Source organism: Mesorhizobium sp. RIZ17, from assembly GCF_051127865.1.
GTDB classification, from domain to species: domain Bacteria; phylum Pseudomonadota; class Alphaproteobacteria; order Rhizobiales; family Rhizobiaceae; genus Mesorhizobium; species Mesorhizobium humile.
The window spans coordinates 1749235-1770624 of sequence record NZ_CP147861.1; the positions used below are offsets into that span (position 1 = coordinate 1749235).

A 21390-nucleotide genomic window follows, 5' to 3' on the forward strand; every position below is an offset into this window, starting at 1 on the left:
GAATGACGAGGTTGGGGCGGCTCCAATCAATCCCGGCGTTTGCGCTGATTTCACGGAAATGAACGGAAAACTCTTGCACGAAGACAAACGGCAACCTTTCAAAATCCCTGTGTCGGGGAACTGGGACGCCGAAAACCGTGGAGCGGGTTTCGGGCGTCATCATGCTCTGTCTCTTTTGATCGAGCGCCTCTCGCAAAAACGTGTAACGGCTTTCCGCCCGGAAATGCGTAAAAACAAAGAGATACGGAACTAGCCAAGAAAAAGCCGCAGCCGGCGCTACCATGCCGGTGAGGTCGAGGCGGCAAGGACAGAACGGGGCGATGCGACTTCTGCTTGTTGAAGACGATCCGAGGACCGCCGACTATATCGTCAGGGGACTGACCGAGGCCGGCCATGTCTGCGACTTGCTGCGCGACGGCCATGACGGCCTCTTCGCCGCGACCCGCAACGCCTATGACGTGATCGTCGCCGACCGCATGGTTCCCGGCCTCGACGGCCTGTCGATGATCAAGGCGGTGCGCGCCGCCGGCATCCGCACGCCGACCATTTTCCTGACCTCGATCGGCGGCGTCGACGACCGCGTCGAGGGCCTCGAGGCGGGCGGCGACGACTATCTGGTCAAGCCCTTCGCCTTTTCCGAGCTGCTTGCCCGCATCCATGCGCTCGGCCGCCGGCCGGCGGCGCAGGAGCAGAAGACGGAGCTGCGCGTCGCCGACCTCGAAATGGACCTGATCCAGCGCCGCGTGACCCGGCAGGGCCAGCCGATCGACCTGCAGCCGCGCGAATTCAGCCTGCTCGAAGTGCTGATGCGCGGCGAGGGCCGCGTCATCACCCGCACCATGCTTCTGGAGCGCGTCTGGGATTTTCATTTCGACCCCAAGACCAGCGTCGTCGAGACGCATATCAGCCGGCTGCGGGCCAAGGTCGACAGGCCCTTCGACGTGCCGCTGATCCACACCGTGCGCAACACCGGCTACAGCCTGCATGTTCCGGCCTGATCTTGCGTTCGCCGGTCGGCCAGCCGCGCTCGCCATCGCATGAGCGAGATACGCTCCAGCCTGCTGCGCAGCACGCCGTTCCGGTTGGCGCTGACCTTCGCCTTCCTGTTCCTGCTGGCCTTCATCCTGTCGGGCGCGATCGTCTATCAACTGATGAGCGCCTCGCTCGCCAGGCAGCTCGATCAATCGATCAAGGAGACATATTCGCTCATCGCCGCGACCTATGCCGAGAGCGACGAGGAGGATCTCATCTCCACGGTCAGGGACCATGCCCAGTTCAGCCAGGACAAGGACGAGATCTTTTCCCTCACCGATCGGGGCGGCAACCGCCTCGCCGGGGATTTCACCGCCTCCAGCCTGCCGGACGGCTTTTCCATGTTCGCCGCCAGCCTGCCGGGCGTGCCGCCCGACACCGAATATCGCGCCTATTCGGGCACGGTCGGCGACAACAATTTGACGGTCGCCTTCTCGCTCTCGGAAACCGAGGATCTCGAACGGATCGCGCTGATGAGCTTCGGCTGGGCCACGCTCTTCATCACCGTCCTGGCGATCGGCGGCGGCGCCGTGCTTGCCTCGCGCGTGCAGCGGCGCCTCGACGGCATCGCCAGCACCATGGTCGACGTCTCGCATGGGCGGCTCGACGCGCGCATTCCGCTGATCGGCAGCGGCGACGACATCGACGCCGTCTCCGCCCAGGTGAACGCCGCGCTCGAGCGCCTGTCGGCGCTGGTCGACGGCATGCGCGAGGTGAGCGCCAACATCGCCCACGATCTCAAGACGCCGCTCAACCGGCTGCAGATGATCCTGGAGCAGGCCGCCGACAAGACGGCGTCGGGCGAGGACGTCTCGACCGAGCTGACCGATGCCCGCGCCGAGAGCCAGCAGATCAACAGCACGTTCGACGCGCTTCTTCGCATCGCCCAGATCGAAGCCGGCGCCCGCAAGGCGCGCTTCGTCGATCTCGATGTGGGCCCGGTCGTCGAGACCATCGGCGAGGTCTATGCCGACGTCGCCGAGGATGATGGCAAGTCCTTGTCCATAGGGATCATTCCGGATACGAAATGGTATGTTCACGGCGACCGCGACCTGCTGATGCAGATGCTCGCCAATCTGGTCGAGAACGCGCTCAGCCATTGCCCGCCAGGCACCGCGATCGAGCTCTCGGTGACTAGGCGAGGCAGCCACGTCCTCGTCCATGTCCGCGACGATGGCCCGGGCATCCCCGCCGAGGAACGCGAAAAAGTGTTCCGCCGGCTCTACCGGCTGGATAGGAGCCGCACGACGCCGGGCAGCGGCTTGGGGCTCAGCCTGGTCAAGGCGGTTGCCGACCTGCATGGCGCGGCCATCGTGCTGGAGGACCGCAGTCCGGGTCTTGGCGTGACCGTCAGCTTTCCGGCTGTGTGAGTCCCAGAAGCCTGAGGCAGTTCCCCGACACCCAACGTCGTCATTCTAGGGTCTACGCGGTACGCTTCGCTTCCCGCTCCGCCCTAGAATGACGACGGGTGGGCGACTGTTGACCATTCTACCGCGCGGCGCCCGACCGCCTGAAATCGGAAGGCGACATGCCGGCCAGCTTGCGGAACGATTTGTTGAAGGCACTGAGCGAGCCGAAGCCCGATTCCATGGCGACCCTCAGCACATTGGCGTCCTCATGCATCAACAGCGCCTGCGCGTAGCTCAGGCGCAGCAGGTTGACATATTCGTTGAGCGTCATGCCGGTCGATTTCTTGAACAGGCTCATGGCGTATTTGGGATGGATGTCGGCCGCCGCCGCGATGGTCACGCAATCGATGTCGTAGAGGAAATTCTCGGCGATGAAATCGCACATGCGCCCGACATTGCGCGAGGATTGCTGGTCGAAGGCGTTGCCCGCCCCTTGCCCGGCCGCATTTCCCGGCACCAGCCGATAGGGCTCGAAGCGCACCCGCTCCAGCCTCAGGAGCAGCTCGTTGACGGCGTGCTCGGCCTTGGCCGGATCGCCCGAGCGCGCATATTCGTTCCAGCGCTTGAAATTGTCGTTGTCCGACTGGTCGGTGGCGTTGGTCACCAGCGTCGCTCCGGTCATCAGCCGATGGCGTATGTCGGCCGGCAGATGCAGGCGGAAGAAATGCACCAGCGGCAGATGCGCGCCGGCATAGACGGCGTCGTCGGAGAGGTCGTCCATCTGGTGCGGCAGGCCGCCCCAGAACAGGCACATCTCGCCGGCCGACAGCGCGATCTCGTGCTCGGCCATGCGGTAATGCACGCGGCCCTGCACGATGAAATTCACCTCGACCTGGGCGTGCCAGTGCGGCTTCAGCATCACCAACGGGTGGTTGTGGAACATCTGCAGGACAAGCGGCAGTCCTTCGACGCTGCTCGCGCCAGGCTGGTAGAACGGACGCTCCGCCATCTTACTTTCCGCCAACTTCTCATTCCCTTCGACGGGGACAAGCCTTCCGCGCCGCATAGTCTAGCCACGCTCACAGTGAGAGAGCAAATGAAATGGGAGGATTTCAATGCGCACTACACTGACCTGCGCCGCGCTTATGCTTGCCCTGGGTTCCGGCTCGGCCCTGGCGCAGTCCGGCGAGATCACCATCTGGAGCTGGAACATCGCCGCTTCGTCGCTGAAGTCGACGGTCGAGGGCTTCAACAAGAAATATCCCGACATCAAGGTCACGGTGCAGGACCTCGGCAACCAGCCGACCTATGACAAGTCGATCGCCGGCTGCGCCGCCGGCGGCGTCGGCCTGCCCGATATCGTCTCGATAGAGAACGGCGAGGCCGAAAACTACTGGAGCCAGTTCCCGGACTGCTTCGTCGACCTGCACACGCTGGGCTACACTGCCGAGGACCAGAAGAAATTCCCCGACTTCAAGCGCACCGAGCTCGAAGTCGGCGACAAGGCCTACGCGATGCCCTGGGATTCCGGCCCTGTGGCCGTCTTCTACCGCCGCGACTTCTACGAGAAGGGGGGCGTCGACCCGGCCACGATCAAGACCTGGGACGATTTCATCGCCGCCGGCAAGAAGATCCAGGCCGCCAATCCGGGCGTGTCGATGACCAATGCCGATTTCAACGGCGACACCGAATTCTTCCGCATGATCTCCAACGAGCAGGGCTGCGGATATTTCGCCGAGGACGGCCAGTCGATCACCGTGGCCGAGCCGAAATGCGTCGATGCCCTGACCAAGGTCAAGGAGATGAAGGACGCCGGCATCGTCACGTCGGCCGACTGGTCTACCAAGATCACCAACAACACCGCCGGCACGGTCGCCAGCCAGGTCTATGGCGGCTGGTATGAAGGCACGATCCGCACCGAATCGCCGAAGGAAAGCGGCAAATGGGGCGTCTATCTGATGCCGAGCCTGACCGCCGACGGCCCGCGCGCCGCCAATCTCGGCGGCTCGTCGCTGGCCATCACCTCGGCCTCGAAGAACAAGGAAGCGGCTTACGCCTATCTCAAATACACGCTGGGGACGAATGAGGGCCAGATCACCATGCTGAAGGATTTCGGCCTGGTGCCGTCGCTGATCTCGGCGCTCGACGATCCTTATGTCGCGCAAGGCCAGCCCTATTGGGGCGGCCAGGCGGTCTGGAAGGATATCCTGGCCACGCTGCCCAAGGTGGTGCCGAGCCGCGGCACGCAGTTCCAGAGCGATGCCGAGATCATCCTGCGCGCCGTGCAGACCAAATACCTGGCCAACGGCTACCCCGACGCCAAGGCCGCGCTCGACGACGCCGCCAAGCAGATCGCCGCCGCGACCGGCCTGCCGGTGAAGTGAGGGCCTCTTCCTTCTCCCCTTGTGGGAGAAGGTGGCCGCGAAGCGGCCGGATGAGGGGTGCTCCAGCTTGGCAATGACGGCGATCCGTCCAACACCCCTCATCCGTCTTGGCGCTACGCGCCAATCCACCTTCTCCCACAAGGGGAGAAGGTAAGACAGAGAAAGGAGGAAGACGATGCGCACCCAGAACGCCACGGCGTACCGCTTCCTCACGCCCTATCTCCTGATCTTCGCCATCTTCTGGATCTGGCCGATCGTCTCGTCCTTCCTGATCTCCTTCCAGGCGACGCGCACCGTGCCGTGGCGCTTCGCGCCGGCCTTCAACTGGGGCCGCCTGATCGGCGACCCCGCCTTCTACAACGCGCTGAAGAACACGCTGCTGATCCTGGTCATCCAGGTGCCGGTGATGATTGCGCTGGCGATCGTCATGGCGGTGCTTCTGAATTCGCCGCTGCTGAAGGCGCGCGGCCTCTACCGCTTTGCCTTCTTCGCTCCCGTCGTGGTCGGCGAGGTCGCCTATTCGGCCGTGTTCCGGCTGATGTTCAGCCTCGATTTCGGCATTATCAACAAGCTCCTGGAGAGCGTCGGCCTGGCTAAGATCGACTGGTTCTCCAACGTCACCCCGGCCATGGCGCTGATCATGATCGCGGTGACCTGGCGCTGGGCCGGTTACAACGCCATCATCATCCTGGCCGGCCTGCAGTCGATCCCGGAGGACGTCTACGAGGCGGCGACGCTCGACCGCGTCAGCCGGCTGAAGCAGTTCTTCTATATCACCCTGCCGCTGTTGAAGCCGGTCATCGTCTTTTGCGCCGTGCTGTCGATCATCGGCACCATGCAGCTCTTCACCGAGCCGTTCCTGATCACCGAGCGCGGCGGCCCGGGCGGCGGCACCGAGACGCTAGGGCTTCTGCTTTACCGCCAGGGCTTCCGCTCGCTCAATTTCGGCTATGCCTCGGCCGTCGCCTACACCATGGCGGGGCTCGCCATCGCCATTACCCTGGTCCAGCTCTGGCTGATGAGAGAGCCGAAATGAGTTCGCGTTCCCAGGCCCGGCTCGGGCGAAGCATTCTGCTGCATCTTTTCCTGACGCCGCTGGCGCTGGTCTGGCTGTTTCCGCTCTGGATGATGGTGGTGTTTTCTACCATGCCCGACAACGGCATTTTCAGCCCGGGCATCGAGCTCCTGCCGCACGACAATTTCCTCGACAATGTCGCCAACCTGCAGCGCGACACCAACTTCATCGGCGCCATCGGCATCTCGGTCTCGGTGGCGGTGACCTACACGGTGCTTTCGGTGCTGCTCACCTCGATGGCCGGCTGGGCGCTGGCGCGCTACGAATTCCATGGCAAGGGCGCGGTGGTGGCGATCATCTTCGGCACCATCACGCTTCCCTACGCGGTGGTGCTGATCCCGCAATTCATCATGGTGGCGCGCGACTTCGCTCTGGCCAACACCTGGATTGCGCTGATCGTGCCGCCGCTGTTCAACTCGCTGGGCGTGCTCTTCATGCGCCAGGCCTTCTCGATGATGCCGGCCGAGCTGTTCGACGCGGCGCGCGTCGAGGGCGTCAAGGAATGGCGCATCTTCCTGTTTGTGGCGCTGCCTTTGGCGCGCCCGATGCTGGCGGCGCTCGCGATCATCCTGTTCCTCGCCTCGTGGAACAATTATCTTTGGCCGCTGCTCATCAACAGCCAGCCCGGCGCGATGACGGCGCCGGTGGCGCTCGGCACGCTGATCGGCCTGACCAAGGTTTCCTGGGGCGGCATCATGGCCGGCGCGGTCATGCTGACCGTGCCGATGCTCATCGTCTTCGTGCTGTTGCAGCGCCATTTCATCGCCGGCATCGCCGCCGGCGCAGTCAAGTAGGAAGGAGCGCAATGGCAGCCGTCACCCTCACCAATGTTGTGAAGCGCTTCGGCATCTTCGAGGTCGTCCACGGCGCCAACATCGACATCGCCGACGGCGAGTTCGTCGTCTTCGTCGGCCCTTCCGGCTGTGGCAAGTCCACGTTGCTGCGGATGATCGCCGGGCTGGAGGACATCAGCGGCGGCGACATCGCCATCGGTGGCAAGGTGATGAACGACGTCGAGCCGGCCGATCGCGGCATCGCCATGGTGTTCCAGTCCTACGCGCTCTATCCGCATATGACGGTCGAGCAGAACCTTTCCTTCGGGCTGAGGATGAACGGCAATCCGAAGGCCGACACCGAGCGCCGGGTTAGCAAAGCCGCCGAGATCCTGCGCATCGACGAATTGATGCAGCGCCGGCCGAAGCAATTGTCCGGCGGCCAGGGCCAGCGCGTCGCCATCGGCCGCGCCATCGTGCGCGAGCCGCAGGTTTTTCTGTTCGACGAGCCGCTCTCCAACCTCGACGCCGAGCTCAGGGTCCAGATGCGCGTCGAGATCTCGCGCCTGCATAAGGAGCTCGGCGTCACCATGATCTATGTGACGCACGACCAGACCGAGGCGATGACGCTGGCCGACCGCATCGTCGTGCTGAAGGCCGGCAATGTCGAGCAGATCGGCGCGCCGCTCGATCTTTATGACGACCCGGTCAACCGTTTCGTAGCCGGCTTCATCGGCTCGCCGAAGATGAATTTCCTCAGAGCCAAGGTCGTCGAGACATCGAACAGCGCCGCGATCATCGAGCTCGTCAATCACGGCGGCGCGCGCTTGCGCAAGCCGCTCGCCGAGGCTTTTCCGGTCGTCGGCGCCGAGGTCGTGCTCGGCGTCAGGCCGGAGCATTTCTTCGAAGCGGGCGAGGGCGATTGCGACATACCGGTCAAGGCCGACGTCGCCGAGCATCTCGGCTCCGTCAGCTATGTCTACGCCAATGCCGGACCCGAGGAGCTGATCGTCGAGCGCGAGGCCTCGCGCCAGCGCGCCAGCGGCGATCATTTCACGGTCTCGATCAAGGCGGAACGTTCGCTGCTCTTCGACAAGGCGGGCGCACGGATCCGCTGACCCGCAAATTTCTTTGCCGGCATGCCAGGCGTGGCGGCGACCCATGGAGAATTCGACATGACATCCAAGAAAATCCGCTGGGGCATCCTCGGGCCCGGCAGCATCGCCAAATCCTTTGCCGGCGGCGTGGCGCAGTCGCGCACCGGCGAGTTGGTGGCGCTCGGCGCCCGCAATCCCGCCAAGCCGGGCCTTGCCGAGGCCTTTCCGGGCGCACGCATCCTCGACGGCTATGACGCGCTGCTTGCCGACAAGGAGGTGGACGCAGTCTACATTTCGATTCCGCATCCCGGCCATGCCGAATGGGCGATCAAGGCGGCGGAAGCCGGCAAGCATGTCCTATGCGAAAAGCCTCTGGCGCTGACCGCCTTCGAGGCCGACGCCATGATGCATGCGGCGCGCAAGGCCGGCACCTTTCTCGGCGAGGCCTTCATGTACCGGCTGCACCCGCAGACCAGGCAGCTGGTCGAGCTGATTAGGTCCGGCGCCATCGGCGAGGTGCGCATGATCAAGTCGAGCTTCGGCTTCGCCATGCCGGGCTTCATGCCGGAGCACCGGCTCTATGCCAATGAACTCGCCGGCGGCGGCATCCTCGATGTCGGCGGCTATCCGGTGTCGATGGCGCGGCTGATCGCGGGTGCTGCCGCGGGGCAGCCCTTCCTCGAGCCGGACAAGGTGGTGGGCGCCGCCCATCTTGGCCAGTCCGGCGTCGACGAATGGGCTTCCGCCTTGCTGCACTTCCCCGGTGGCATCGTCGCCGAAGTCTCCTGCAGCATCTCGCTCAATCAGGACAATGTGCTGCGCATTTTCGGCACCAAGGGTCAGATCGAGGTGCCCGATTTCTGGTTCGCCGGTGGCAACCGCGATGTCGGACCGGGCCGGATCGAGGTGATCCGGTCCGGGGCGGCTCGGGAGGTGATCAGCCTCGACGAGACCCGCCACCTCTATTCCTTCGAGGTCGATGCCGCCGGTGAGGCGATCCTCGCCGGACGGCAGGAATTCGCCTGGCCGGGCATGTCATGGGCCGACAGCCTCGGCACGCTGCGCGTGCTCGACAAATGGCGCGCCGCGGTCGGGCTGGAATATGAGATCGAGAAGCCGGCTAAGCGGGTCAACACGCTCTCCGGCCGACCGCTGCGCACCGATGGCAAGGCCATTCCCAAGCGCGCCATTCCGGGCCTGCCGCGACAGGCCTCGGTTCTGGCGCTCGGCTTCGAGGATTTCCGCAGCTTCTCCTCCGGCTCGATCCTGCTCGACGCCTATTTCGAGGCCGGCGGCAACCTGTTCGACACCGGCTTTGTCTACGGCGCCGGCTACACCGAGACGCTGCTCGGCCAATGGCTCAGGAACCGCGGCGTGCGCGAACAATCGGTGATCATCGCCAAGGGCGCGCATTCGCCGCTCTGCTATCCCGACGTCATCGGCAGGCAGCTGGCCCAGTCGCTCGACCGGCTGCAGACCGACCATGTCGACATGTATTTCATGCATCGCGACAATCCGGACGTGCCGGTCGGCGAGTTCGTCGACGCCATGGACGCAGAGGCGAAAGCCGGCCGCATCCGTGGCCTGTTCGGCGGCTCCAACTGGACGATGGAGCGCATGGACGCCGCCATTGCCTATGCCGAGAAGAACGGCAAGCAGAAGCCCGGCGCGCTCTCCAACAATTTCTCGCTGGCCGAGATGCTGGAGCCGATCTGGGCCGGTTGCGTCACCTCGTCCACCGATGCGTGGAAGGCCTGGCTGGCGGCCAGGCAGATGCCCAACTTCGCCTGGTCGAGCCAGGGCCGCGGCTTCTTCACCGAGCGCGCCGGCCGCGACAAGCATGACAGCGAGGAGCTGGTGCGGGTCTGGTACTCCGAAAAGAATTTCGGCCGCCGCGACCGCGCGATCGAGCTGGCGCGCAAGCTCGGCAAGAGTCCGATCCATGTCGCGCTGGCCTATGTGCTGGCCCAGCCCTTCCCCTCGGTGCCGCTGATCGGCCCGCGCACCCTGGACGAGCTGGAGGACAGCCTGAAGGCGCTGGATATCAAGCTGACATCGGAGGATGTGGCGTGGCTGGATGAGGGGCCGGAAAGGAGAAGGGCTTAGGCTGCTTGGGGCGCGAAAAGGAAACGCCGTGTTCCTTCGCCCCCTCTCTGCCCGGCAGGGCAGAGAGGGGGGTCTCGCGCCAGCATCTCAACAGTTTCACCGATCCACCCGCGTCGACAAAATAATCGACGACGAGGTCCGCTCCACCCCGTCCATCGCGCCGATCCGGTCGAGCAGCGCGTCGAGATCGCGGATCGACGGCGCGTCGACGATGACGATCATGTCGAAATTGCCGCTCACCGAATGCACCGTCCGCACCGGCGGCATCGCCTCCAGGCTGCGCACCACCTTGTCGGCGAGTTTCGGCGTGACGGTGAGCAGCACATGCGCCTTGACCAGGCCCTGCTCATAGTCGGCCGACAGCCTCACCCCATAGCCGGCAATGATGCCGCGCTGCTCCAGCCGCTCGATGCGGCTCTGCACGGTCGTGCGCGAGACGCCGAGCTGGCGCGCGAGCTCGGCGGTCGAGGCGCGTGCGTCGGCGCGCAGCAGGGTCAGCAGGGCTTGTTCGGCTTCAGTGATCATTTCGACGAAACCTTTCGGCAGATCGCTTAAAGTTCAGCTTCATATTGCCAGATTCCACGCTTCCTTTCGACAGGCAAGCTGCGAAGATTCCTGCCAAATCGAATTGACCCAAATCAGGATTGGCAGGGGAATTGATCATGAAGAACATCGTTGTCGTCGGAGCCGGCAAGATCGGCTCGACCATCGCCGAAATGCTGAGCGCCACGGGCGACTATCGCGTCACGTTGGTCGACCGCTCGGCCGCCCAGCTTACGGCCGCCGAACTGCCGGCCGGCGTCGCGACCCAGGAACTCGACATCGCCGCCACGGGTGAGCTCGAAAAAGTGCTCGGCGGCAAGTTCGCCGTGCTCAGCGCGGCGCCCTTCCACCTCACCACCCGCATCGCCGAGGCGGCCGCCGCCACCGGCGTGCATTATCTCGACCTCACCGAGGACGTCGTCTCGACCCGCCGCGTCAAGGAGCTGGCGCGTGACGCCGACAACGCCTTCATCCCGCAATGCGGCCTGGCGCCGGGCTTCATCTCGATCGTCGCCAACGACCTTGCCAGCCGTTTCGACACGCTGGAGAGTGTGCGCATGCGCGTCGGCGCGCTGCCGCAATATCCGTCCAACGCGCTGAACTACAACCTCACCTGGAGCACCGACGGCGTCATCAACGAATATTGCGAGCCCTGCGAGGCGATCGTCGAGGGCGAGCTGATCGAAGTGCCGCCGCTGGAAGAGCGCGAGGAATTCTCGCTCGACGGCGTCACCTATGAGGCCTTCAACACGTCAGGCGGCCTGGGCACCTTGGCCGAGACGCTCAAGGGCAAGGTGCGCACGCTGAACTACCGCACCATCCGCTATCCCGGCCACGCCGCGATCATGAAGGCGCTGCTCAACGACCTCGGGCTTCGCCACCGCCGCGACGTGCTGAAGGATATCTTTGAAAGCGCCCTGCCTTCGACGCTGCAGGACGTGGTCATCGTCTTCGTCACCGTCTCGGGTCGCCGCAACGGCCGCCTGCTGCAGGAGACCTACGCCAACAAGATTTATTCGCAGCGCGTCGGCAATTTGGTGCGAAGCGCCATCCAGATCACCACCGCGTCCGGCATTTGTGCCGTGCTCGACATGCTGGCCGACGGCTCGCTTCCGGCGAACGGCTTCGTGCGCCAGGAAGACATCGCGCTCGACGCCTTCCTCGCCAACCGCTTCGGCCGCGCCTACGCGCAGCACGAGATGGCAAGCCGGCTGGCGGGTTAAAGCGCTTTCTTCCTTCCCCCCTTGTGGGGGAAGGTGTCGCCGAAGGCGACGGATGAGGGGTGCTCCAGGGAAAGCCAGCGTCTCACTCCGCTGCAACACCCCTCATCCGTCTCGGCGCTGCGCGCCGATCCACCTTCTCCCACAGGGGGAGAAGGGAGAGTCCCTCATATATGCAGCGCGTGCCCCAGCGCCTTCAGCGCCGCTTCCTGGAACCCTTCGCCCTGCGTCGGATGCGCATGGATCGTGCCGGCGATATCCTCCAGCCGCGCCCCCATTTCCAGCGCCAGGCCGAACGCGGTCGCCAGTTCCGACACGCCCTGACCGACCGCCTGGATGCCCAGCACCAGGTGATTGTCCGCGCGGGCGACGATCCGCACGAACCCATCCTCGCCCTGCTTGGTCATGGCGCGGCCATTGGCGGCGAACGGGAACTGGCCGATCTTGATCTCGCCGGCGAGCGCCTTCGCTTCGTCCGGTGACAGGCCGGCGGTGACCAGCTCCGGATCGGTGAAGCAGATCGCCGGAATGGCGCGCTTGTCCCAGCTTCTCTTATGGCCCGCGACGATCTCGGCCACCATCTCGCCTTGCGCCATGGCGCGATGCGCCAGCATCGGCTCGCCGGTGACGTCGCCGATGGCAAAGATGCCACGCATCGAGCTGCGGCACTGGTCGTCGATGCGGATGAATTTTCCGGCCCTGTCGAGGTCGATCTGCTCCAGGCCCCAGCCTTCGGTCAGCGGCTTGCGGCCGACCGTCACCAGGATCTTGTCGGTGGCGATCTTGGCGTTCTTGCCGTCCGCCGTCTCTGCCAGCAGCGCGTCGCCCTTGGTCGATAGCCCCTTGGCTTTCGCGCCCGTCATGACCTCGACGCCGAGCTCGCTGAGCCGCTTCAGCACCGGCCTCGTCAGCTCGGCATCATATTGCGCGAGCACGCGCGGCAGCGCTTCGACCACGGTGACATGAGAGCCCATCCTGGCGAAGGCCATGCCGAGCTCGAGCCCGATATAGCCGCCGCCGACGACCGCGAGCTTCTTCGGCACGTCGCTGAGCGCCAGCGCTTCCGTCGACGAGATGACCGGCCCGCCGAAGGGCAGGAACGGCAGCTCGACCGGCGCCGACCCGGTGGCGATCACGACGGTCTCGGCGCGGATGACCTGCGTGCCGGTCTCGGTTTCGACCTCGACGGTCTTGCCGTCCCGGAATGTCGCCCAGCCGTGCACGGTCTTGACTTTAGCCTTCTTCAGCAATCCGGCGACACCGCTGTTGAGCCGGCTAACGATACCGTCCTTCCAGGCGACGGTTTTCGCCAGGTCGAGCGTCGGAGCGGCGATGTTGATGCCGAGCGGGCTCTTGCCTCCGGCCATATGCGCGACCTTTTCAAACTCCTCCGCCGCATGGATCAGCGCCTTGGAGGGGATACAGCCGACATTGAGGCAGGTGCCGCCCGGCTTGCCCGCCTCGACGATCACCGTGTCGACGCCGAGCTGGCCGGCGCGGATGGCACAGACATAACCGCCCGGACCGGCGCCGATGACGAGCAGCTTGCAGGAGATTTCTTTCATGGGCTTACGCTCTTCTTGATAGCGAAGGTCGCGGCGCGCCTTCTCCTTCTCCCCTTGTGGGAGAAGGTGGATCGGCGCGATAGCGCCGAGACGGATGAGGGGTGTTCCAGCGGAGTGAGGCGCTGACGTTCCAGCGGAGTGAGGCGCCGGCGTTCCCTGGAGCACCCCTCATCCGTCGCCTTCGGCGACACCTCCTCCCACAAGGGGAGAAGGGGGAGCGCGCATCCCGGCGCCGCGACGTTCGAGATCAACTCCATCCCCCTCTAATCCACGAAAATCAGCGCCGGCGTTTCCAGCAGCGCCTTGATCCGCTGGACGAAAACCGCGGCATCCCAGCCGTCGATGACGCGGTGGTCGAAGCTGGACGACAGGTTCATCATCTTGCGCGGGATAAACTGCGTGCCGTCCCACACCGGCCGCACCATGATCTTGTTGACGCCGACGATCGCCACTTCCGGGTAGTTGATGACCGGCGTGGTCGCCACGCCGCCCATGGCGCCGAGCGAGGTAATGGTGATGGTCGAGCCGGACAGCTCCTCGCGGCTCGCCGTGCCGGCCTTCGCCGCATCGGCCAGCCGGTTGACTTCGACCGCGCAGTCCCACAGGTCGCGCGCCTCGGCATGCTTCACCACCGGCACGACCAGCCCGTTCGGCGTCTGCGCGGCGATGCCGATATGGATGCCTTCATGCTGGTGGATGATGCCGGCATCGTCGTCGAACAGCGCGTTGAGATTGGGCTGCTCGCCGATCGCCTTGACCATCGCCCGCATCAGGAAAGGCAGCAGCGTCAGCTTCGGGCGATCGGTCCGCTTCTCCTTGTTCAGCGTCGCGCGCAATTCCTCCAATGCCGTGACGTCGATCTCCTCGACATAGGTGATGTGAGGGATGCGCGATTTGGCGAGCGACATCTTTTCGGCGATCTTGCGCCTGAGGCCGACGACCTTGATGTCCTCGACGCCGTCCTTCTGCGCAAGCCCGGTGGCGCGGGCCAGTTGCGGACCGCGCGCGACGAACGCGTCGATGTCCTCATGACTGATGCGCCCGGCCGGCCCGCTGCCCACGACCTGACGGAGATCGATGCCGGCCTCCCTGGCGCGCAGCCGCACGGCGGGCGAGGCCAACGGCTTTTCGCCTTCCGCGCGCGGCGCGCCCGAGACGGTGGCAGGACGCACGGCCTTCGGCGCGGCGGCAATTGTCTTCGGCGCCTCGGTCGGCTTTGGCGTGGCTTTCGGGGCAGCGGCCGGCGCCGGTTTTGCCTCGGCGGGCTCAGCCGGCGCTTTCACCTCGGGTGCTGCAGCGGCAGCGGCCTTCACATTGCCTTCGCCGGCCACTTTCAGCCGCACGATCGGCGAGCCGATCGCCACCGTGTCGCCGATCTCGGCGCCGAGCCATAGAATCTCGCCGTCGACCGGCGAGGGGATCTCGACGGTCGCCTTGTCGGTCATGACGGCGGCGAGAACCGTATCCTCACGTACAAGATCGCCGACCTTGACGTGCCATTCCACCAGCTCGGCCTCGGCGACGCCTTCGCCGACATCGGGCAGCTTGATGACGTGCTCACCCATCTCAGGCCTCCCCCATTATGCTTCCAATGTCCCGATAAGCGCGCGCCCGACGCGCGCCGGGCCGGGGAAATAATCCCATTCCTGCGCGTGCGGGTAGGGCGTGTCCCAGCCGGCAACCCGCGCCACCGGTGCTTCCAGATGGTAGAAGCAATTCTCCTGCACCAGCGAGACGAGCTCGGCGCCGAAGCCGGAAGTGAGCGTCGCCTCATGCACGACGACGCAGCGCCCGGTCTTCTTCACCGAGGCGACGATCGTGTCGAGGTCGAGCGGCAACAGCGTCCTGAGATCAATTACTTCGGCGTCGATGCCGGTCTCCTCGGCCGCGGCCTGCGCGACATAGACCATCGTGCCATAGGCAAGCACCGTGACCGCCGCGCCCGGCCGGCGGATCGCCGCCTTGCCGAGCGGGATCGTGTAATGGCCGTCGGCGACTTCGCCGAGCGCATGCTTCGACCAGGGCGTCACCGGACGGTCATGATGGCCGTCGAACGGGCCGTTATAGAGCCGCTTCGGTTCCAGGAAGATCACCGGGTCCGGATCCTCGATCGCCGCGATCAGCAGGCCCTTGGCGTCATGCGGGTTGGACGGCACCACCGTCTTCAGACCGGAGACATGGGTGAACAGCGCTTCCGGGCTCTGGCTGTGCGTCTGGCCGCCGAAGATGCCGCCGCCGGTCGGCATGCGCACCACGATCGGGCAGGTGAAATCGCCGTTCGAACGGTAGCGCAGCCGCGATGCTTCCTGCGTCAGCTGGTCGTAGGCCGGATACATGTAGTCGGCAAACTGTATCTCGACGCAGGGTTTCAGCCCATAAGCGGCCATGCCGATGGCCGAGCCGACGATGCCGGATTCGTTGATCGGCGCGTCGAAGCAGCGGCTCCTGCCGTATTTGGCCTGCAGGCCTTGCGTGGCGCGGAAGACGCCGCCGAAGAAACCGACATCCTCGCCATAGACGATAACGCGCTCGTCGCGCCCCATCGAGACGTCGAGCGCATCGCGGATCGCCTCGATCATGGTCTTCCTGGGCATGGTCAGACTCCCGCCTGCTGGCGCTGGCGCCTCAGATGCGGCGGCATTTCCTCATAGAGCCCCTCAAACATATCGCGGGTCGATGGCTTGCCGCCGGCATGCAGCGTGCCGTGACCCTCGGCCTCCTTCTGCGCCGCGATCACCGTCTCCAGGATCTCGGCTTCCGCCTGGGTGTGGCGGTCCTCGGACCAGATGCCTTTCTGGATGAGATGGTTCTTCAGCCGGATGACAGGATCGCCAAGCGGCCAGGCGTCCGACTCGGCCTTGGGCCGGTAGGCGGACGGGTCGTCCGAACTCGAATGCGCGCCGGCGCGGTAGGTGACATATTCGACCAGCGTCGGTCCGAGGTTAGCCCGCGCCCGCTCGGCCGCCCATTTGGCCACCGCATGCACGGCGAGGTAATCATTGCCGTCGACGCGCAGCGCCGGGATGCCGAAGCCCAGCCCCCGCGCGGCAAAAGTGCCGGAGCCGCCGCGCGCAATGCCCTGGAAGGTCGAAATCGCCCACTGGTTGTTGACGACGTTGAGGATGACCGGCGCCTTGTAGGTCGAGGCGAAGACCAGGGCGGAATGGAAATCGGACTCCGCCGTCGAGCCGTCGCCGATCCAGGCGGCGGCGATGCGGGAATCGTTTGAGATCGCCGACGCCATCGCCCAGCCGACCGCCTGGATGTATTGCGTCGCCAGATTGCCCGAGATCGAGAAGAAGCCGTGCTCCTTCGAGGAGTACATCACCGGCAGCTGCCGGCCCTTCAGCGGGTCGGCCTCGTTGGAATAGATCTGGTTCATCATCGTGACCATCGGATAGCCGTCGGCGATCAGAAGGCCGGCTTGCCGGTAGGTCGGGAAGTTCATGTCGCCCGGCTTGAGCGCCTTGCGGAAAGCGCAGCTCACCGCCTCTTCGCCCAGATGTTGCATGTAGAACGAGGTCTTGCCCTGGCGCTGCGCCATCTGCATGCGCGCGTCGAAGGTCCTGAGCGTCATCATGTTGCGCAGGCCTTCGAGCAGCTCTTCGTCGCTGAGCAGGCCTGCCCATGGCCCGACGGCTTCGCCGGCGCGGTTCAGCACCCGGATGATGGAAAAGGCCATGTCGCGGATGGTGCGCGGATCGACGTCGATCTCGGGTCGCGGCACCGAGCCGGCCTTGGGTATGGTCACATTCGAGAAGTCCGGCGTGCCGCCGGGCCGCACCTCCGGCTCGGGCACATGAAAGCGCAACATTCCAGCATCGGCCATGAGCTCACATCCTCCAATGTTGCCGGTGCGATCTTTGCACATCCGCGCCGCCAGACCAGTGCCATTTCGCCGGGTCTCGGCGCGGCCGTCCTCCCCGGTCGTCGGCCTTTGGGAGCCGATGCGGCACGCAGGCGCCAAGATGCAGATATGGCGGCGAAATTTCTTGTCGATGTTTTTGGCTCACGCGCAATTTGGCGGAAGTTTGCGCGGCGATTGCCGCCAGAAAATGCAATTAACGGGTAGCGAGGGCGCAGCGCAGTCTTCCCTTCTCCCCTTGTGGGAGAAGGTGGCCGCGAAGCGGTCGGATGAGGGGTGCTCCAGGAAAAGCCAGGCGTCTCACTCCGCTGGAACACCCCTCATCCGTCTCGGCGCTGCGCGCCGATCCACCTTCTCCCACAAGGGGAGAAGGAAAGGACGCTGGCGCCGCTTCTCCGTTCACTCCGTCTCCGCCTCATGCTAACTCACCCCGCATGGCACAGAAGAAAGGATACGAGGTCGATTCGTGGCTGGCGAGGCCGGACCCGGCCATGGCAATCGTCCTGCTTTACGGCCCCGACCGCGGCCTTGTCGCCGAGCGTGCAAAAGCCTTCGCGGCGAAAACCGGCCTGCCGCTCGACGACCCCTTCTCCGTGGTGAAGCTCGACGGCGCGGACGTCGACCGTGACGAGGGCCGGCTGCTTGACGAAGCCCGCACCGTGCCGATGTTTTCCGACCGGCGGCTGCTTTGGGTGCGCAATGCCAGCGGCCAGAAAGCGCTGGCCGACGACATCAAGGCGCTGACCGCCGAGCCCGCGCGCGACGCGATCATCCTCATCGAGGCGGGCGATCTGAAGAAAGGTACGGGCCTCAGGGCCATCGTCGAGGCCGCCGGCAACGCCATCGCTCTGCCCTGCTATGCCGACGAGGCCCGCGACCTGGATACGGTGATCGACGAAGAGCTGCGCAAGGCCGGCATGTCGATGACCTTGGACGCCAGGCAGGCATTGCGCCGCAATCTCGGCGGCGACCGCCTCGCCTCGCGCGGCGAGATCGAGAAGCTGGTGCTTTATGCGCATGGCCGCAACGAGATCGACGTCGACGACGTCAACGCCCTGTCGGGCGATGTCTCCGGCGCGTCGTTCGACGCCGCGGTCGACGCCATGCTGGACGGCAAGGTCGGCGACTTCGACATCGCCTTCAACCGCCACTGCCAGTCCGGCGGCCATCCCTTCCTGGTGCTGTCCTCGGCGATGCGTCAGTTGCAGGCGATCCAGGTGATGCGCGGCCAGATGGAGAGCGGCGGCCGAAACGCCGCCTCGGTCGTCGCCGGCGCCCGCCCGCCCGTCTTTTTCTCACGCCGCAAGCTGGTGGAAAAGACGCTGGAGCGCTGGAACGTCGAGGCGCTTGGACGTGCCCTCGGCCGGCTGCAGACGGCGGTGCTGCAGACGCGCAAGCGGCCTGACCTGTCGGAGGCCCTAGCCAGGCAGGCGCTGCTCGGCATCGCGATCGAGAGCGCGCGGCTGGGGCAGCGGTAGGCCGATTTCGCCTCGAGGGGAGATGTCGCGGCAGAGGGGCATTGCGCGCGAGTGGCGCCCTATTCTTCGTCATTCTAGGGCGGAGCAAGGAGCGAAGCGACGCGCGCAGACCCTAGAATCCATGCCGTGACATTGGCCGTAGAATGCAACGGTCGAGAATAGTCGTCGGCGACGGTGCCAACTAAGATCGCCACATGACAGGCTACGTCTACATGACCGCAAGCCAGAAAGGCGGCACGATCTATATCGGTGTCACCAACGACCTTGCTCGTCGGATGCCCGAGCACAAGACCGGCCAAGCGTCTCGTCTGGTACGAGGAGTATGTCGACATCACCGACGCCATCCAGCGTGAGACGTCATTGAAGCGTTGGCCGCGGCAATGGAAGATTGATTTGATCGAGAAGACCAATCCGGAATGGTTCGAGCTGTTTCGCGGAATTGGCTGGTGAACGTTCTTCACCGTGGCGGCTCTCAACCATCGCGGCATGGATTCTAGGGTCTGTGCGCGTCGCTTCGCTCCTTGCTCCGCGCTAGAATGACGAAGAATAGGAGCGCGTCCGGATGCCTTCGCTCAATTCATCATCATTCCACCCGTCGCCTGGAAGGTCGGCAGCGCCTGTGGAAAGACCAGCACCGCCGCGCCGTAAAGCAGCAGAGCCACTCCCGACACCTTGGCTATCCGATCTCCCGCCGGGAGGGTCTTTTCCGCAAAGATCAGCAGGGTGACCACGGCCATCGCGGCGACATTCATCAACCCGAGAGGAAAAAGGGCGAGAAACAGCAGCCAGCAGCAGCCAAGACAAAAGGCTCCATGCTGGATGCCCATGCGTGCCGCGCCCCAGCGACCGTCGCGCCATGAGGTCATGATGAAACCAATCGGCGTGCGGCATTTGGCCAGGCAAAGATCCTTCAACGGAGAGAGCTGGTAGGCGCCCGCAACGGTCAGCAGCGCGCCGCCGATACGCGCGGCGGTCGCGTTGGACATGCCCATCCGCTCGCCGAGCATCTCCGCGCCTGCCGCGCCGGCAAAGGCGAGAACGCCGATCGCGCTCCAGACCAGCATGTAGCCGGCCACGAACACCCAGGTGGAGACGAAGGTCCCGCCACGCCCTCGCTTCGCCGCTTGGACCTGGTGAAACGTCAGGATCATCGGCGCGGCCGTCGGAAACATCATGGCAATCATCATGATTATCCAGACGGCAAGAAAGAGCGGCGCCGTCATGCCCATGGTGGGTGAGTGCATTTCCATGCCCGGGTCCATGCCGACCTGCTGCCGGATGAGCACGGTCCACGACACCGCGGCGCTCGCAAACAGCAGCGCGAGAATGATGTTTCGCTGCAGTGTCAGTGTCATGGACGAGCCCGTCCGGCCTTACGGGCAGGGACTATTGCTGCCCGGACCAATTGATCGGAGCGTAGTGCGCGTTTCGACGGGAATTATCCCAACTCATGCCATGGTCGCTGAAAGTGTTGCCTTCCACGCCCACCGCCAGGCCGAGCCAGTCGGGATTGACGGGATGGCCGGTGGCCGCCCACATCTCACCGTCCTCGCGCATGGTCGGCAACGGTTCGACCGCCAGCTTCATCACGCCGGCAACCTCCACCGACCGCTTCTTGTCGTTGACCTGGTATCTGATCGGTACCTTCTTGGCCCCGAGATTGGTGCTGATCATCGGCGCGAAGGCAGCCATCGGCCCACCCGCAGCGCCGGTGAAGATGGCGCCTAGCGCTTCCGTTTGCGGGTCATCCGCACGGTCGTCGATATAGGCGGCCGCCGTCCAATTGCCTTCCGCCATCGGACCTGGCGTCTGAGCGACCATCGCGACGCTTAGGCCATCCAGGCGAACGTCGCCGAAATTGCCCTTATCGATATGAAAAACCAAAGCGACGTCGCAAATGCCTTTCGTCGGCTTCGATGTCAGCTGCGGATTGGTGGACAGCAGACAGGGACATACGACATCGCAGCTGCAATTCTCGAAGTAACTGCCGGATAACTGCCAACGGACTGCCATTTGCGCCTCCCATTGTGTCGGACGCGTCGGCATGTCGCTTTGGCGGCCGTTCACGACGATTGCAGGAACGGCAGGTGGCCCGCGCAGCGACTGTTCGGCACGCCAGGCATTTAGTTTAGCTGTATCTAATGCAGGTTACGCCGATGCCCGGCACTGTCAAGTTGCAGGCATCGCGTGAAGGAATGCCGACCTATCCTTCGTCATTCTAGGGCGGAGCAAGGAGCGAAGCGAAGCGCGCAGACCCTAGAATCCATGCCGTGACATTGGCCGTAGAATGCAACGGTCGAGAATAGTCGTCGGCGACGGTGCCAACTAAGATCGCCACATGACAGGCTACGTCTACATGACTGCATGCCAGAAAGGCGGCACGATCTATATCGGCGTCATCAACGACCTTGCTCGTCGGATGCCCGTGCACAAGGCCGGCCAAACTCCAGCTTCACCAGCCGTTACGGCGTGCAGCGTCTGGTCTGGTATGATTTCGACATCACCGACGCCATCCAGCGTGCGACGTCATTGAGGCGCTGGCCGCGGAAATGGAAGATCGAAGAAAGACCAATCGAGCTCTTTCGCGGCATCGACTGGTGTGCGTTTTGCACCGTGGTGGCTCTCAACCGTCACGGCATGGATTCTAGGGTCTGCGCGCGTCGCTTCGCTCCTTGCTCCGCCCTAGAATGACGACGCCGAGAGGTTGCCGCCTCTTCGCCGTCACCGGCAGATTCCGCGCCGCCTCATCGATCTCCGCCCACGGATCCCGACGCCTTCCCATACAGGGGAAAACAGCCGGGCCTCGGTTTTGCTAATGATCCGCGTACAAACAAAAAAGGCCGGCGCAACGCCAGCCCTTTCTGTCTATCACCAATATATCAGGCATATCCAACCTTAAGCCG

At 64.5% G+C, this 21390-nt stretch carries 17 protein-coding genes and 2 pseudogenes; 11 read left to right on the forward strand and 8 right to left on the reverse strand.

Annotation, left to right across the window (positions count from 1 at the left end):
* Positions 1–320: 320 nt before the first annotated feature.
* The gene (locus tag WDX12_RS08695; RefSeq protein WP_320298201.1) at positions 321–998 is read left to right on the forward strand and encodes a winged helix-turn-helix domain-containing protein; all 678 of its coding nucleotides are present in this window, start codon (positions 321–323) and stop codon (positions 996–998) included.
* 39 nt (positions 999–1037) lie between these two features.
* The gene (locus WDX12_RS08700; RefSeq protein WP_434724586.1) at positions 1038–2402 is read left to right on the forward strand and encodes a sensor histidine kinase; all 1365 of its coding nucleotides are present in this window, start codon (positions 1038–1040) and stop codon (positions 2400–2402) included.
* Between the two features lie 118 nt (positions 2403–2520).
* Here the strand turns inward: WDX12_RS08700 and WDX12_RS08705 are convergent, their stop codons facing one another.
* On the reverse strand, positions 2521–3390 hold the full coding sequence (locus WDX12_RS08705) for a helix-turn-helix domain-containing protein (protein ID WP_434724587.1): 870 nt from the start codon (positions 3388–3390) through the stop codon (positions 2521–2523).
* Positions 3391–3496: 106 nt separating this feature from the next.
* On the opposite strand from WDX12_RS08705, the gene WDX12_RS08710 reads away from it, so the two are divergent.
* The 5 genes from WDX12_RS08710 (at position 3497) to WDX12_RS08730 (ending at position 9816) form a co-directional block, all read left to right on the forward strand.
* Complete coding sequence (locus WDX12_RS08710) at positions 3497–4765, forward strand: ABC transporter substrate-binding protein (RefSeq protein ID WP_434724588.1); 1269 nt, start codon at positions 3497–3499, stop codon at positions 4763–4765.
* Positions 4766–4940: 175 nt separating this feature from the next.
* Positions 4941–5801 carry a carbohydrate ABC transporter permease gene (locus tag WDX12_RS08715; protein WP_434724589.1) on the forward strand — a complete coding sequence of 287 codons (861 nt, stop codon included), beginning with the start codon at positions 4941–4943 and terminating at the stop codon, positions 5799–5801.
* The gene (locus WDX12_RS08720; protein ID WP_434724590.1) at positions 5798–6634 is read left to right on the forward strand and encodes a carbohydrate ABC transporter permease; all 837 of its coding nucleotides are present in this window, start codon (positions 5798–5800) and stop codon (positions 6632–6634) included. The genes WDX12_RS08715 and WDX12_RS08720 overlap by 4 nt, the downstream gene beginning before the upstream one ends.
* A gap of 11 nt (positions 6635–6645) precedes the next feature.
* A complete protein-coding gene (locus tag WDX12_RS08725) occupies positions 6646–7731 on the forward strand; it encodes an ABC transporter ATP-binding protein (protein ID WP_434724591.1) in 1086 nt (361 codons plus the stop codon).
* A 57-nt stretch (positions 7732–7788) separates the two neighbouring features.
* Positions 7789–9816, forward strand: coding sequence for an aldo/keto reductase (locus WDX12_RS08730; protein WP_434724592.1), 2028 nt, complete (start codon positions 7789–7791; stop codon positions 9814–9816).
* 96 nt (positions 9817–9912) lie between these two features.
* On the opposite strand, the gene WDX12_RS08735 is transcribed toward WDX12_RS08730, so the two are convergent.
* Complete coding sequence (locus WDX12_RS08735; RefSeq protein WP_434724593.1) at positions 9913–10341, reverse strand: Lrp/AsnC family transcriptional regulator; 429 nt, start codon at positions 10339–10341, stop codon at positions 9913–9915.
* Positions 10342–10478: 137 nt separating this feature from the next.
* On the opposite strand from WDX12_RS08735, the gene WDX12_RS08740 reads away from it, so the two are divergent.
* A complete protein-coding gene (locus WDX12_RS08740; RefSeq protein WP_434724594.1) occupies positions 10479–11582 on the forward strand; it encodes a saccharopine dehydrogenase C-terminal domain-containing protein in 1104 nt (367 codons plus the stop codon).
* A gap of 164 nt (positions 11583–11746) precedes the next feature.
* Here the strand turns inward: WDX12_RS08740 and lpdA are convergent, their stop codons facing one another.
* The 4 genes from lpdA to WDX12_RS08760 all read right to left on the reverse strand — a co-directional run bounded on the left by lpdA (position 11747) and on the right by WDX12_RS08760 (position 16973).
* Positions 11747–13144: a dihydrolipoyl dehydrogenase gene (gene lpdA, locus WDX12_RS08745; RefSeq protein WP_434724595.1), complete on the reverse strand. Its 1398-nt coding sequence runs from the start codon at positions 13142–13144 to the stop codon at positions 11747–11749.
* A gap of 263 nt (positions 13145–13407) precedes the next feature.
* On the reverse strand, positions 13408–14709 hold the full coding sequence (locus WDX12_RS08750; protein WP_434724596.1) for a dihydrolipoamide acetyltransferase family protein: 1302 nt from the start codon (positions 14707–14709) through the stop codon (positions 13408–13410).
* A gap of 15 nt (positions 14710–14724) precedes the next feature.
* Complete coding sequence (locus WDX12_RS08755) at positions 14725–15738, reverse strand: alpha-ketoacid dehydrogenase subunit beta (RefSeq protein WP_434724597.1); 1014 nt, start codon at positions 15736–15738, stop codon at positions 14725–14727.
* A 2-nt stretch (positions 15739–15740) separates the two neighbouring features.
* Positions 15741–16973 (reverse strand): 3-methyl-2-oxobutanoate dehydrogenase (2-methylpropanoyl-transferring) subunit alpha, encoded by a 1233-nt coding sequence (locus WDX12_RS08760; protein WP_434724598.1) that lies wholly within the window; start codon positions 16971–16973, stop codon positions 15741–15743.
* A 470-nt stretch (positions 16974–17443) separates the two neighbouring features.
* Here WDX12_RS08760 and holA point away from each other — a divergent pair, with 470 nt between their 5' ends.
* Both holA and WDX12_RS08770 read left to right on the forward strand, forming a co-directional pair.
* Positions 17444–18487 carry a DNA polymerase III subunit delta gene (holA, locus tag WDX12_RS08765; protein WP_434724599.1) on the forward strand — a complete coding sequence of 348 codons (1044 nt, stop codon included), beginning with the start codon at positions 17444–17446 and terminating at the stop codon, positions 18485–18487.
* Positions 18488–18681: 194 nt separating this feature from the next.
* Positions 18682–18937: pseudogene (locus WDX12_RS08770) on the forward strand (GIY-YIG nuclease family protein).
* Between the two features lie 122 nt (positions 18938–19059).
* Here WDX12_RS08770 and WDX12_RS08775 read toward each other — a convergent pair.
* Positions 19060–19842: a DUF2182 domain-containing protein gene (locus WDX12_RS08775; protein WP_434724600.1), complete on the reverse strand. Its 783-nt coding sequence runs from the start codon at positions 19840–19842 to the stop codon at positions 19060–19062.
* Between the two features lie 31 nt (positions 19843–19873).
* Positions 19874–20500, reverse strand: a complete 627-nt coding sequence (locus tag WDX12_RS08780) for a DUF1326 domain-containing protein (protein WP_434725595.1) — start codon at positions 20498–20500, stop codon at positions 19874–19876.
* Between the two features lie 325 nt (positions 20501–20825).
* Between WDX12_RS08780 and WDX12_RS08785 the strand changes: the two are divergent.
* A pseudogene (locus WDX12_RS08785) lies at positions 20826–21085 on the forward strand (GIY-YIG nuclease family protein); the annotation flags it as partial.
* Positions 21086–21390: the final 305 nt, after the last annotated feature.

Excerpts from the sequence above, each read along its gene's own strand:
- WDX12_RS08720 (WP_434724590.1), top strand. The coding sequence starts at position 5,798 with ATGAGTTCGCGTTCCCAGGCCCGGCTCGGGCGAAGCATTCTGCTGCAT.
- WDX12_RS08780 (WP_434725595.1), bottom strand. The coding sequence starts at position 20,500 with ATGGCAGTCCGTTGGCAGTTATCCGGCAGTTACTTCGAGAATTGCAGC.
- WDX12_RS08730 (WP_434724592.1), top strand. The coding sequence starts at position 7,789 with ATGACATCCAAGAAAATCCGCTGGGGCATCCTCGGGCCCGGCAGCATC.
- WDX12_RS08775 (WP_434724600.1), bottom strand. The coding sequence starts at position 19,842 with ATGACACTGACACTGCAGCGAAACATCATTCTCGCGCTGCTGTTTGCG.
- lpdA (WP_434724595.1), bottom strand. The coding sequence starts at position 13,144 with ATGAAAGAAATCTCCTGCAAGCTGCTCGTCATCGGCGCCGGTCCGGGC.
- WDX12_RS08725 (WP_434724591.1), top strand. The coding sequence starts at position 6,646 with ATGGCAGCCGTCACCCTCACCAATGTTGTGAAGCGCTTCGGCATCTTC.
- holA (WP_434724599.1), top strand. The coding sequence starts at position 17,444 with ATGGCACAGAAGAAAGGATACGAGGTCGATTCGTGGCTGGCGAGGCCG.
- WDX12_RS08705 (WP_434724587.1), bottom strand. The coding sequence starts at position 3,390 with ATGGCGGAGCGTCCGTTCTACCAGCCTGGCGCGAGCAGCGTCGAAGGA.
- WDX12_RS08740 (WP_434724594.1), top strand. The coding sequence starts at position 10,479 with ATGAAGAACATCGTTGTCGTCGGAGCCGGCAAGATCGGCTCGACCATC.
- WDX12_RS08760 (WP_434724598.1), bottom strand. The coding sequence starts at position 16,973 with ATGGCCGATGCTGGAATGTTGCGCTTTCATGTGCCCGAGCCGGAGGTG.
- WDX12_RS08710 (WP_434724588.1), top strand. The coding sequence starts at position 3,497 with ATGCGCACTACACTGACCTGCGCCGCGCTTATGCTTGCCCTGGGTTCC.
- WDX12_RS08715 (WP_434724589.1), top strand. The coding sequence starts at position 4,941 with ATGCGCACCCAGAACGCCACGGCGTACCGCTTCCTCACGCCCTATCTC.
- WDX12_RS08735 (WP_434724593.1), bottom strand. The coding sequence starts at position 10,341 with ATGATCACTGAAGCCGAACAAGCCCTGCTGACCCTGCTGCGCGCCGAC.
- WDX12_RS08695 (WP_320298201.1), top strand. The coding sequence starts at position 321 with ATGCGACTTCTGCTTGTTGAAGACGATCCGAGGACCGCCGACTATATC.
- WDX12_RS08750 (WP_434724596.1), bottom strand. The coding sequence starts at position 14,709 with ATGGGTGAGCACGTCATCAAGCTGCCCGATGTCGGCGAAGGCGTCGCC.
- WDX12_RS08755 (WP_434724597.1), bottom strand. The coding sequence starts at position 15,738 with ATGCCCAGGAAGACCATGATCGAGGCGATCCGCGATGCGCTCGACGTC.
- WDX12_RS08700 (WP_434724586.1), top strand. The coding sequence starts at position 1,038 with ATGAGCGAGATACGCTCCAGCCTGCTGCGCAGCACGCCGTTCCGGTTG.